11 protein-coding genes are annotated in these 11322 nt (G+C 71.6%); 5 read left to right on the forward strand and 6 right to left on the reverse strand.

Annotated features, from left to right (window positions below; all coding sequences use genetic code 11):
* Window positions 1–22 precede the first annotated feature (22 nt).
* Window positions 23–880, reverse strand: a complete 858-nt coding sequence (locus tag ACVDFE_RS24055) for a LysR family transcriptional regulator (protein ID WP_458431940.1) — start codon at window positions 878–880, stop codon at window positions 23–25.
* Between the two features lie 78 nt (window positions 881–958).
* On the opposite strand from ACVDFE_RS24055, the gene ACVDFE_RS24060 reads away from it, so the two are divergent.
* From ACVDFE_RS24060 to ACVDFE_RS24070, 3 genes are read left to right on the forward strand one after another with little or no spacing between them, the layout of a single operon-like run.
* Window positions 959–2188: an aspartate aminotransferase family protein gene (locus ACVDFE_RS24060; protein ID WP_360388953.1), complete on the forward strand. Its 1230-nt coding sequence runs from the start codon at window positions 959–961 to the stop codon at window positions 2186–2188.
* Window positions 2189–2198: 10 nt separating this feature from the next.
* Window positions 2199–3344, forward strand: a complete 1146-nt coding sequence (locus ACVDFE_RS24065; protein ID WP_458431941.1) for an acyl-CoA dehydrogenase family protein — start codon at window positions 2199–2201, stop codon at window positions 3342–3344.
* Window positions 3341–4105: an FAS1-like dehydratase domain-containing protein gene (locus tag ACVDFE_RS24070; RefSeq protein WP_458431942.1), complete on the forward strand. Its 765-nt coding sequence runs from the start codon at window positions 3341–3343 to the stop codon at window positions 4103–4105. Before ACVDFE_RS24065 ends, ACVDFE_RS24070 begins: the two co-directional genes overlap by 4 nt.
* A 12-nt stretch (window positions 4106–4117) precedes the next feature.
* Here ACVDFE_RS24070 and ACVDFE_RS24075 read toward each other — a convergent pair whose 3' ends face one another.
* The 3 genes from ACVDFE_RS24075 to ACVDFE_RS24085 are packed head-to-tail and all read right to left on the reverse strand — an operon-like array spanning window position 4118 to window position 7078.
* Window positions 4118–5620, reverse strand: coding sequence for a tripartite tricarboxylate transporter permease (locus ACVDFE_RS24075; RefSeq protein ID WP_458431943.1), 1503 nt, complete (start codon window positions 5618–5620; stop codon window positions 4118–4120).
* The gene (locus tag ACVDFE_RS24080) at window positions 5613–6107 is read right to left on the reverse strand and encodes a tripartite tricarboxylate transporter TctB family protein (protein WP_458431944.1); all 495 of its coding nucleotides are present in this window, start codon (window positions 6105–6107) and stop codon (window positions 5613–5615) included. Before ACVDFE_RS24080 ends, ACVDFE_RS24075 begins: the two co-directional genes overlap by 8 nt.
* On the reverse strand, window positions 6104–7078 hold the full coding sequence (locus ACVDFE_RS24085; protein WP_360388941.1) for a Bug family tripartite tricarboxylate transporter substrate binding protein: 975 nt from the start codon (window positions 7076–7078) through the stop codon (window positions 6104–6106). The genes ACVDFE_RS24080 and ACVDFE_RS24085 overlap by 4 nt, the downstream gene beginning before the upstream one ends.
* Before the next feature lie 143 nt (window positions 7079–7221).
* Here ACVDFE_RS24085 and ACVDFE_RS24090 point away from each other — a divergent pair, with 143 nt between their 5' ends.
* Window positions 7222–8793 carry a sensor histidine kinase gene (locus ACVDFE_RS24090; RefSeq protein ID WP_360388938.1) on the forward strand — a complete coding sequence of 524 codons (1572 nt, stop codon included), beginning with the start codon at window positions 7222–7224 and terminating at the stop codon, window positions 8791–8793.
* Complete coding sequence (locus tag ACVDFE_RS24095) at window positions 8790–9461, forward strand: response regulator (RefSeq protein WP_458431945.1); 672 nt, start codon at window positions 8790–8792, stop codon at window positions 9459–9461. The genes ACVDFE_RS24090 and ACVDFE_RS24095 overlap by 4 nt, the downstream gene beginning before the upstream one ends.
* A gap of 37 nt (window positions 9462–9498) precedes the next feature.
* Here the strand turns inward: ACVDFE_RS24095 and ACVDFE_RS24100 are convergent, their stop codons facing one another.
* Window positions 9499–10602 (reverse strand): RES family NAD+ phosphorylase, encoded by a 1104-nt coding sequence (locus ACVDFE_RS24100; protein ID WP_458431946.1) that lies wholly within the window; start codon window positions 10600–10602, stop codon window positions 9499–9501.
* 3 nt (window positions 10603–10605) lie between these two features.
* Complete coding sequence (locus ACVDFE_RS24105; RefSeq protein WP_360388930.1) at window positions 10606–11238, reverse strand: hypothetical protein; 633 nt, start codon at window positions 11236–11238, stop codon at window positions 10606–10608.
* Window positions 11239–11322 lie beyond the last annotated feature (84 nt).

The following is an 11322-nucleotide window of genomic DNA, read 5'->3' on the forward strand; positions in this document are numbered from 1 at the left end:
CGCAGACTCTGGCACACGCCCCTCAGCCCGCCGCGGAGGCCAGCGCGTCGAGCACGGTCGTGATCGGGGCGCGCGAACCCCGCCGCACGGCCGCCGTGATCCGGCGGGTCACCGGCAGCTCGCGCGCCACCACGTCGAAGCGCGGGTGGACGGCCAGCGCGGGCAGCAGCGCGACCGCCAGCCCGGCCTCGACGTGCTGCAACGTCAGCACGTAGTTGCTGAAGCGGGCCACCACCCGCGGCTCGAACCCGGCCTGCCGGCACAGCCGCGTGGCCAGGTTCGCCATGTACGAGCCGGGCACGTCGAACGCCCACCGCTCGTCCTTGCACGCCTTCAGGTCCGTCGCCGGGTGACCGGGCGGGGTCAGCAGCACCACCGGGTCCTCGCCGAGCGGCACGACGTCGACGTCCGGCGGCACCGGCAGCTCCACGAAGTCGGTGGTCGTGATGATCACGTCGACCTCGCCGGCCAGCAGCGCGGGCATGCTCGCGTGCGGTTCCAGCTCGACCAGCTGCACGTCCAGGTGCGGGTGGTCCAGCTGCCCGATCGCGGGCACGGCCAGCGTGTGGATCGAGCTCTGGAACGCCCCGAGCCGCACCCGCCCGGACGGTTCGGCGTTGAGCCCGCGCAGCTCGGCCTCGACGGCGTCCATGTGGTCGAGGACCGCCCGCGCCCGCCGCGCGAGGATCAACCCGGCCGACGTGAGCCGCACCCGCCGCCCGGTGCGTTCCAGCAGCTGCGTGCGCGTCTCCGCCTCCAGCACCGCCAGCTGCTGCGACACGCTCGACGCACTCATGTTCGCGGCCTGCGCCACCGCGCGCACGGTGCCCAACGCGTCCAGCTGGCTCAGCAGCTTCAGCCGCCACGGGTTCAACGTCATGCTGTGCAGTATTTCCGAACAGCGAGCGTGGGATTGTGAGATGGACCTGATGCTCGCGCGCTCGTAGCGTCCCGGTCCATGGAGACCTTCTGGGAGGACGTGGACCGCCACCTCGTGCGCTACGGCGGCACCTTCACGCGAGAGATCATCGACAGCGCCGCGGGCAGCTTCCTGTTCACCGAGGACGGCCGCCGCATCCTGGACTTCACCTCCGGTCAGATGAGCGCGATCCTCGGCCACTCGCACCCGCGGATCGTCGCGACCGTGCAGCGCCAGATCGCGAACCTCGACCACCTCTTCAGCGGCATGCTCAGCCGCCCGGTCGTCGACCTGGCCCGCCGGCTCGCCGGGACGCTGCCGGACCCGTTGCGGAAGGTGCAGCTGCTCACCACCGGTGCCGAGTCGAACGAGGCCGCGCTGCGCATGGCCAAGTTGGTCACCGGCAAGCACGAGGTCGTGGCCTTCGCCCGGTCCTGGCACGGCATGACCGCCGGTGCCGCGGCCGCCACCTACAGCGCGGGCCGCAAGGGCTACGGGCCGGTGGGCGGCAACTTCGCGATCCCGGTGCCGACCGCCGACTGGCAGGCGCAGCTCGACCTGGCGTTCGACCTGATCGACGCCCAGTCGGTGGGCTCGCTGGCCGCGTGCATCGTCGAGCCGGTCCTGAGCTCCGGCGGCATCATCGAACCGCCACTGGGCTACTTCGCCGCCCTGCAGGCCAAGTGCCGCGAGCGCGGCATGCTGCTGATCTTCGACGAGGCGCAGACCGGCCTGTGCCGCACCGGCACCTGGTACGCGTTCGAACGCGACGGCGTGGTGCCCGACATCCTGACGCTGTCCAAGACCCTGGGCGCCGGCCTGCCGCTGGCCGCCGTGATCACCTCCGCCGAGATCGAGGAGGAGGCGCACGCCCGCGGCTACCTGTTCTTCACCACCCACGTCTCCGACCCGCTGGTCGCCGCCGTCGGCAACACGGTGCTGGACGTGCTGGTCGAGGAACAGCTGGACGAGCGGGTGGTGAAGCTCGGGGCGCACCTGCGCACCGGGCTGGACGACATCGCCGCGCGGCACGACCTGGTGACCGACGTGCGCGGACGCGGGTTGCTGGTCGGGGTGGAGATCGGGGACGAGTCGCTGCACGCGCCGATCACGCGGAGGTGCCTGGAGCTGGGGCTGCACATGAACATCGTGCAGACGCCCGGGATGGGCGGGGTGTTCCGGATCGCACCGGCGTTGACCACGACGGAGGAGGAGCTGGACCTCGGCTTGAGCATCCTCGACGAGGCGATCGGATCGACGACGGCCTAGGTTGGAGGGCATGGCGCTCACCGAGGACGAGACCGCGATCGTCGCACTGGCCGGCGAGTTCGTCGACCGCAAAGTGCGGCCGGTGGCACGGGAGCTCGACCACACCGACACCTACCCCGAGGCGCTCATCGACCAGATGAAGGAGATGGGCGTCTTCGGGCTGGCGGTGCCGGAGCCGTGGGGGTCGGTGGCGGTGTCGGCCGAGTGCTACGCGATGGTGACCTCGGAGCTGGCCCGCGGGTGGATGTCGCTGGCCGGTGCGATGGGCGGGCACACGGTCGTCGCCAAGCTGCTGGTGGCGTTCGGCACCCGCGAGCAGCAGGACGCCTACCTGCCGCGGATGGCCACCGGTGAGCTGCGGGCGACGATGGCGCTGACCGAACCCGGCGGCGGCTCCGACCTCCAGGCCATCCGCACCACGGCGCGCAGGGACGGCGCGGACTACGTGGTCAACGGTTCCAAGACGTGGATCACCAACGCGCGCAGGTCGGGGCTGATCGCGTTGCTGTGCAAGACGGACCCGTCGGCGTCGCCGCCGCACAAGGGCGTGTCCGTGCTGCTGGTCGAGAAGGGGCCGGGGCTCACGGTGTCGCGCGACCTGCCCAAGCTCGGCTACAAGGGCGTGGAGAGCTGTGAGCTGTCCTTCGACGACTTCCGCGTGCCCGCGACCGCGGTCCTCGGCGGTGTGGAGGGCCAGGGGTTCGCGCAGATGATGCGCGGCCTTGAGATCGGGCGCATCCAGGTCGCGTGCCGGGCCCTCGGCGTCGCGCAGGCGGCGCTGGACGACTCGCTCAGGTACGCCCAGGAGCGCGAGAGCTTCGGCAAACCCATCTGGCAGCACCAGTCCATCGGCAACTACCTCGCGGACATGGCCACGAAGCTCGAAGCCGCCCGCCAGCTCACCCTGCACGCCGCCCGCCGGTACGACTCGGGGGAGCGCGCGGACCTGGAGGCCGGCATGGCGAAGCTGTTCGCCTCGGAGACCGCGATGGAGGTGGCGTTGACCGCCGTGCGCATCCACGGCGGCTACGGCTACTCCACGGAGTTCGACGTCGAGCGCTACTTCCGCGACGCACCGCTGATGATCGTCGGTGAGGGCACCAACGAGATCCAGCGGACCGTCATCGCCCGCCAGCTGGTGAAGAGGGCGAAGTGACCACCGACCTGCTGCTCCCCGACCCCGCGCACGCACTGGGCGCGCTGCTCGACGTGCCGGTGCCCGACCTCGCCGAGGAGGGCCTGCCGCTGCTGTGGCACTGGCTCTACCTGCTCGACCGCCCGGCGCAGGCCGACCTCGGGCCGGACGGGCACCCGTTCCGCAACACCGTCCCGGTCCCGCCATCCGGACGGCGCCGGATGTGGGCGGGTGGCCGCGTGCGCCGCTCGGGGCCGCTGCGCTGCGGCGAGACGGCCACGCGGGAGACGACCGTGCTGTCCACCGAGGACAAGCAGGGCCGATCGGGGCCGTTGACGTTCGTCGTGGTGCGGCACCAGATCTGGCAACGCGGGGAGGTCGTGGTCGAGGAGGAGCAGGACCTCGTCTACCGCGAACCCGGAACGACCCCGGACCTCCCGGAGACACCGGAGGTGCCCGCCGCGGAGCACGAGTGGGCCGTCGACGTGACCCCGACGCTGCTGTTCCGGTTCTCCGCGCTGACCTACAACGCCCACCGCATCCACTACGACCGCGACTACGCGCGGGACGTGGAGGGGTATCCGGGCCTGCTGACGCACGGGCCGTTGCAGGCGCTCGCGATGGCCGAGGCGGGGAGGAGGGCGGGGCTCGCCGGTGACTTCGAGTACCGGCTCGTGGCCCCGTTGTTCGACCACCAGGGGATGGTGGTGACGCCGACGTCGGTGCGCGACCGGTACGGCCGGCGCACCGCGACCGGCGGGTTCACCGGAGCGCCCCGGTGAACCCGCCGGTCCTCAGACGGCGGTGAGCTCCGCGGTCCTGCGGCGCCGCAGCCGCAACACCACCGCCACCGCGAGCAGGACGGCCAGCACCGCGTAGCAGACGGCCGCGAACGGGCTCGCCACCAGCGCGGTCAGGTCGCCCTCGCTGATCTGCAGGGTCCGGCGCAGCTGCTCCTCCGCCAGCGGGCCGAGGATCATGCCGACCACCAGCGGTGCCACCGGGTAGCCGTGGCGGCGCATGAAGAAGCCGACCACGCCGATCACCAGCAGCACGACCAGGTCGTCCACCACGAAGTTCACCGCGTAGGTGCCCAGCGCGGCGAACAGCAGGATGCCCGCGTACAGGTACGGGCGGGGGATCTGCAGCACCTTCACCCAGATCCTGACCAGCGGCAGGTTCAGCACGAGCAGCATCACGTTGCCGATGTACAGCGACGCGATCAGCGCCCACACCATCTCGCTGTTGTTCGTGAACAGCAGCGGTCCCGGCTGGATGCCGTAGCTCTGGAACGCCGCCACGATCACCGCGGCCGTCGCCGTCGTCGGCAGGCCCAGCGTCAGCAACGGCACCAGCACGCCCGCCGCGGCCGCGTTGTTCGCCGCCTCCGGACCCGCCACGCCCTCGATCGCGCCCTTGCCGAACTCCTCCGGTCGCTGGGAGAGCTTCTTCTCCGCCGCGTACGACAGGAACGTCGACACGTCCGCGCCACCGGCGGGCACGGTGCCGATCGGGAAGCCGATCACCGTGCCGCGCAGCCACGGCTTCCACGACCGCGACCAGAACTCGCGGGTGAACCACTTGCCGCCGACCGGGATGACCTCGATCGGGCCGTGCCGCAGCCGGGAGGCGACGTAGAACGCCTCGCCCACCGCGAACACGCCGACCGCCACCACGACCACGTCGACGCCGTCGGCCAGCGTCGGGATGCCCAGCGTGAACCGGGACTGCCCGGACAGCGTGTCCGTGCCGATCAGGCCGATGAACAACCCGAGCGCCAGCGACGCGAGACCGCGCACGGGGGAGGACCCGAGCAGTGCGGCGACCGTCGTGAACGCCACGACCATCAGCGCGAAGTAGTCGGCCGGGCCGAGGGTGACCGCGACGTCCGCGATCGTGGGGGCCAGCGCGGTCAGCAGGACGGTGGCGATGGTGCCCGCCACGAACGACCCGATCGCCGCCGTCGCGAGTGCCGCCGCGCCCTTGCCCGCGCGGGCCATCTTGTTGCCCTCCAGCGCGGTCACGATCGACGCGGACTCGCCGGGCGTGTTCAGCAGGATCGACGTGGTCGACCCGCCGTACATGCCGCCGTAGTAGATGCCCGCGAAGATGATCAGCGCGGCCGTCGGTTCGAGCGTGTAGGTCAGCGGCAGCAGCAACGCCACCGTCATCGCGGGTCCGATGCCCGGCAGCACGCCGACCGCGGTGCCGAGCGTGACGCCCAGCAGCGCGTAGAGCAGGTAGAGGGGCTGCGCGGCGGTCGCGAAACCGTCGATCAGCGCGGTGATGTCACCCATCGAGGAGGGGCACCCCCTCGAAGATCCCGGCGGGCAGCGACAGGCCCAGCCCGGACGCGAACACGACCTGCACCACCAGTGCCAGCACCACGGCGACGATCAGCGCGCGCCACCACACGGCACCCAGCGCCCAGGCGGCGCCGAAGAACAGCACGGTCGCGGCCACCGGCCACCCGGCGAGGTCGATCAGCGCCAGGTGCGCCACCAGCACGACCACCAGCTTGGCCACCGTCGCCCAGTCGGTGCGGACGCCGGTGTCGACGTCCTCACCGTCCTCGGCCTGGCCGAGCTTGCCGCGTGCGGTGGCGATGATCGCCGCGATGCCGGTGACGACCAGCAACGCACCCACGGCGTAGGGGAAGGCACGCGGCCCGACGGAGGTGTCGGTGCCGCGCGAGGCGATCGTGGTCGCGTCGACCAGGACGAACGCCCCGATCGCCACGACCAGCCCGCCGAAGCCGTACTCCTCGGCCTTCTCCGCACTCACTTCGCGAGGCCCATCTCCTCGAGCGCGGGCTTGATCCGGCCGATCTCCTTGGTGAGGAACGTCGAGAACTCGTGACCGGTGAGGAACGTGTCCGTCCAGCCCTTCTTCTTGAGCTCCTCCTGCCACTGCGGGCTGTTGCGCATGTCGGTGACCAGCGTGATCAGCCGCTCCTTGGCCGCGGGCGAGATCGAGCCGGGCGCCACCACACCGCGCCAGTTGATCAGCTCGACGCCCTTGCCGACGCCCTTGAGCGTGGGCACGCTGCCGCCGAGGTCCGTGTGCTCCTTCGGACCGGACGTGCCGAGCGCGCGCAGCTTGCCCGCCTTGATCTGCTCGCGGTACTCGCCGATGCCGGAGATGCCCGCGTCGACCTTCTTGCCCAGCAGCGCGGCCAGCGACTCACCACCGCCGGAGTACGGGATGTAGTTGAGCTTGAGCGGGTCGATCTCCTTGGCGGCCAGCAGCATGGCCGCGAGCAGGTGGTCGGTGCCGCCCGCCGAACCGCCGGTGATCGAGACGCCCTTGCCCTTCTCGTTCACGGCGTTGAGCAGGTCGTCGATCGTCTTGTGCGGCGAGTCGGCCGGCACGACGACGACCTCGTCCTCCGCGGTGAGCCGCGCGATCGGGGTGGTGTCCTCCAAGCGGGTGTCGACGTTGTTGGTCTCCACCGCGCCGACCATCACCAGACCGGTGACCATCAGGTACTGCTCGGAGCGCTCGTTCGCGAGCTTCTTCAGCCCGACCGTGCCGCCCGCGCCGCCGACGTTGCTGACCTGGATCGATCTCACCAGGTTCGCGCCGTTCATGGCCGTCTGCATCGCGCGCGCCGTCTGGTCCCAGCCACCGCCGGGGTCGGCGGGCGCCATGATCTCCAGCTTGGCGAGCGCGTCGGAGCCGCTCTGCCCCTTCTGGCCGCACCCGGTGACCAACAATCCCGCTGCGGCCACCACCGCGACCCATTTCCTGCTCATCGTCCACACACCCGTTCCCTCGGCGACGTTGGGCGGGAACGCTAAGGAGGGGTGCGTTCACACGTAAGCAAACGGTCGTAAGACTCGTATTGGTCGTTTAGTTTGTGGCGCCGACCACAGCTTCTGCGTTAGAAACGTCAGCCATGCGCAGCCGTCGCCGCGTCTCACTGGGCGTCTCCCTGCTGGTACTGCAGGTGGTCATCGTCCTGGTGACCACGTGCGCCGCCGGCCTGCTCGCGGCCAAGCTGCAGAGCGACCGCATCCGCGACTCCTACCAGGACCGGATGCTGGCCGTCGCCGAGAGCGTCGCCCGGCTGCCGACCGTGGTCGGCGCGTTCGGCAGCCCCGATCCGGCGGCGACCATCCAGCCGCTGGCCGAGCTGATCCGCACCGCCTCCGGCGTGACGTACGTGGTGGTCACGAACGACAGGGGCGTCCGCTACGCGCACCCCGACCCGCGCCGCATCGGCGAGCGCGTCTCCACCGACCCGTCCACGGCCCTGTCGGGCAACGTCTTCGTCGGCACCGAGACCGGCACCCTGGGCACCTCGCTGCGGGCGAAGGTCCCGATCCGCTCCGAGGACGGCAGGATCATCGGCATGGCCTCGGTCGGCATCCTGGAGAGCCAGCTGTCCGCCGACCTCGCGGAGGACCTGCCCGAGCTGATCGGCTGGCTCGCACTGGCCGCCCTGGTCGGCGTGCTGGGCGCCGCCCTGGTCACCCAGCTGGTGCGCCGCCGCACGTTCCGGCTCGAACCCGCCGAGATCGCCCAGCTGCTGGAGACCCGCGACGCGATGCTGCACGGCATCCGCGAGGGCGTCGTGGCCGTCGACGAACACGGCCGCCTCGCGCTGGTCAACGACGAGGCCATGCGCCTGCTCGGCCTGGGCGCCGACCCCACCGGCCGCCCCGCCGACGAGGTGCTCGACTCCGGCGTCCTCGACCTCGCCCGCGGCGACGACGTCTCCGACCGCCTCGTCCTCGCGGGCGAACGGGTCCTGGTCGCCAACCGGATGACCGCGAAGACCGCGGGCCGTGCCGTCGGCGTGGTCCTCACCCTGCGCGACCGCACCGAGCTGCACGACGCCCTGCGCCAGCTCGACGGCCAGCGCACCGTCACCGAGGTGCTCCGCGCGCAGGCCCACGAGTTCTCCAACCACCTGCACGTCATCGGCGGCCTCGTGGAGCTCGACCGCCGCGACGACGCCGTCGCCTACATCGAACGCGTCGGCGGCGCCGGCTCGCTCACCTCCGACATCGTCACCGGCGCGGGCGCAGACCCCGCGCTGGCGGCGTTGCTGCTCGCGAAGTCCTCCACGGCCCACGAACGCGGCGTGGCCCTGCGCCTGGACGCCACCTCGTCGGTCGACGTCCGGGCCGGCGACGACGCGCTGACCGTGCTCGGCAACCTCCTCGACAACGCCGTCGACGCCGTGGACACCGGCGGCACCGTCCGGGTGCTGGTCCGGTCGTCCGACGCCGGTGTGCGGGTCGTGGTCGACGACGACGGCCCCGGCATCGCCGAACCCGACCGCAACCGCGTCTTCGACCTCGGTGTCAGCTCCAAGGCGGTGGCCGGCGCGCACGGCAGGGGCATCGGCCTCGCACTGGTCTCCCGCGTGGTCACCCGCCGCAACGGCAGGGTCGACGTCACGGACTCTTCGCTCGGCGGCGCGTCGTTCGACGTGTGGCTACCGGAAACGGGGAACAGATGACCGTCCGCACGCTCGTGGTCGACGACGACTTCGCCGTCGCCGCCATCCACCGCGAGTTCCTCACGGCCCTGCCCGAGTTCGAGGTGGTCGGCGAGGCCCACGGCGGCGGCGAGGCCCTGCGCGCGGTCGAGGTGCTGCGCCCGGACCTGGTGCTGCTCGACATCCACCTCCCCGACATCTCCGGCCTGGAGGTGCTGGCCCGCCTGCGCGCCCGCTCCGGCCCGCCGGTGGACGTCATCGCGGTGACGGCCGCCCGCGAGCTGGAGACCGTGCGCCAGGCGATGTCCCGCGGCGTCGACCACTACCTCGTGAAGCCGTTCACCCGCACGGCGTTCCTCGACCGCATGCAGCAGTACGCGGTGCGCCGCACCGAGGTGCAGCGCCTCGGCCAGTGGCTCGACCAGGACGAGGTCGACCAGCTGCTGCAACACCGCCCGCGCTCGGCCGGTGTGCCGAAGGGCCTGTCCGCACTGACCCTGAAGCTGGTCATCGCCGCGTTGCGCGACTGCGAGAGCGACCTGTCGGCGCAGGAGGTCGGCGAACGGGCCGGGTTGTCGCGGGTGAGCGCGCGGCGGTACCTGGAACACCTGGTGAGCATCGGCAAGGCCGAGGTGCAGCCGCGGTACGGAATGGCGAACCGGCCTTCGCACGGTTACCGCCTGACCTGAGGAAATTGCGGTGCCGCGGCGAAGCCGGATGATTCCGCTAATCGTGCAGCAACCGGTCGACCAGCAGCTTCACGTCGGGTTCGCCGAAACCGCGCGGGAGTTGCACGTACTGCGCCGCGGCGAGGTGCTCCAGCTCGGGCGGAAGTGTCGCGGCTGTGAGCTTCAACCGGGCGCCGAGCAGCACCGGAACCACCGGTACACCGCTCTCGTGCGCCAGGACGAGCTCTCTGCGCACCCAGTCGGCGGGGTTCTCCAGCAACGGCACGCCGTTCTCGTCGGCCTCGTTCTCCCAGCGGCGCCCGATCACCGCGAGGACCGTCTCGCAGTGGCGCACGTTGTCCTCCAGGGCGGTGGCGAAGTCCGGTGTGCCGGGCCGGATCGAGCGCACGTCCCGGAAGACCGCCTTCTCACCGAGCCGGCGGCTGAGCTCCCGGTGCAGCAGCTCCGGCGCCTCCTGGCCGTCGCCGGTGCGGTAGTTGATGAAGAACCGCGGCCAGGGCGCCGGCTCCTCCACCTGCACCCGGTAGGGGCTCAGCAGGTCGCGCAGCCAGGGGAGCTCGGCGTCGTCGTCCAGGACGTGCCGGACACCGGTCGGCACGGGCGCGGCGCAGCGGTCGTCGAAGAGCACCAGGGTGTCGCGGGGCATGTCCGCGATGGACTGCCAGAGGATGCCGTCCGCCCACGGGACCTGGTCGTGCAGCCACGTCGCCCACTCCCTGGTGAACGGGAAGTGCTCCGGAGGACCGGTGACGAGCCGGCTGTCCTGGTGCACCTCGGCGAGGTCGTGGGCGCTGTACAGCCGGACCAGGGCCAGGTCGCGGGAGGTGCGCACCTCGGTCAGCACCTGACCGGCCAGCGCGGCCCGCGGCAGCACCCGTTCGGTGCCCGGCGTCAGCGCGAACTCGCGCAGGAACCGCTCCGCGACGGTCGTCTCCGGCGCGGCCGACAGGCACAGCGTGCGGTAGCCGCAGGCAGCGGTCGCGTCGAACCGGCCGCCACCGGCGAACAGGCTGGTCTGCGGCCGGTCGAACAGCAGCGGGTCGTGGGCAGCGGCGTGCACCCGGTGCAGCACCGTGCCGGCGGGAACGGTCGCGCGTGACGGCGTGCCGGTGAGGGTCGCGGGAGGCGCGTGGTGGATCACGGTTCAGCCCTCCACCACGGCCGCGGCGGCGGCCACGAGCCGGTCGTCGGGGGTGCGGCCGAGCAACCGGACCGGCCGGTCGCGCAGCCAGGCGTTCGCGCTGAACCACCAGTCGGCGGCACCCCAGGGGTCCTGCTGGGCCTGCAGCAGCAGGTTGATCCGCAGCACCACGTCGAGCGGTTCACCCGCGGCGTCGAACTGGAACGTCGGCACGGAGGCGCTGCCGTCGTCGCGGTGCAGCTTGATCACCCCCGCCACGTCCGGGTTGTGACCGCGTTCGCGCAGGTCGGCCGCCGACTCCCACTCGTTGGTCAGAATCCGCTCCCTGGCGCTGCGCGGCCGTCCGCCGAGCCTGACGTCGTCGGAGAGGTGGACCAGCGCGAGGTCGAGGTCGGCCAGCTCGGCGCTGCTCGCGTACCGGACGCCGGCGTCGGCGAAGATCCGGTCGTCGTGCGGCAGCAGGTCGCCGAGCAGCTTCGTCACCTCGTGCGCGGCCGCCGCCCGTTCCACCGGGGTGACCGCGCCGCGCATCTTGTCGACCAGTGAGCGCAACCGCGTGCGCCCGTCGTGCCCGAGCAGGTCGTTGACCCGAGCCCAGTCCTCGACGAGCGCGTAGATGAGGTGCTGCACCGCCACGCGACCACTCCGAATCCGTAGGCCGACAATTCTTGCCGTAAAAGTCGCTGCGGAAGTGGACAAAAAGGGGTCAATTCCTGTTCA

It is taken from the genome of Lentzea chajnantorensis (assembly GCF_054300775.1).

Excerpts from the sequence above, each read along its gene's own strand:
- ACVDFE_RS24085 (WP_360388941.1), bottom strand. The coding sequence starts at position 7,078 with ATGAGCAGGAAATGGGTCGCGGTGGTGGCCGCAGCGGGATTGTTGGTC.
- ACVDFE_RS24095 (WP_458431945.1), top strand. The coding sequence starts at position 8,790 with ATGACCGTCCGCACGCTCGTGGTCGACGACGACTTCGCCGTCGCCGCC.
- ACVDFE_RS24055 (WP_458431940.1), bottom strand. The coding sequence starts at position 880 with ATGACGTTGAACCCGTGGCGGCTGAAGCTGCTGAGCCAGCTGGACGCG.
- ACVDFE_RS24075 (WP_458431943.1), bottom strand. The coding sequence starts at position 5,620 with ATGGGTGACATCACCGCGCTGATCGACGGTTTCGCGACCGCCGCGCAG.
- ACVDFE_RS24060 (WP_360388953.1), top strand. The coding sequence starts at position 959 with ATGGAGACCTTCTGGGAGGACGTGGACCGCCACCTCGTGCGCTACGGC.
- ACVDFE_RS24090 (WP_360388938.1), top strand. The coding sequence starts at position 7,222 with ATGCGCAGCCGTCGCCGCGTCTCACTGGGCGTCTCCCTGCTGGTACTG.
- ACVDFE_RS24065 (WP_458431941.1), top strand. The coding sequence starts at position 2,199 with ATGGCGCTCACCGAGGACGAGACCGCGATCGTCGCACTGGCCGGCGAG.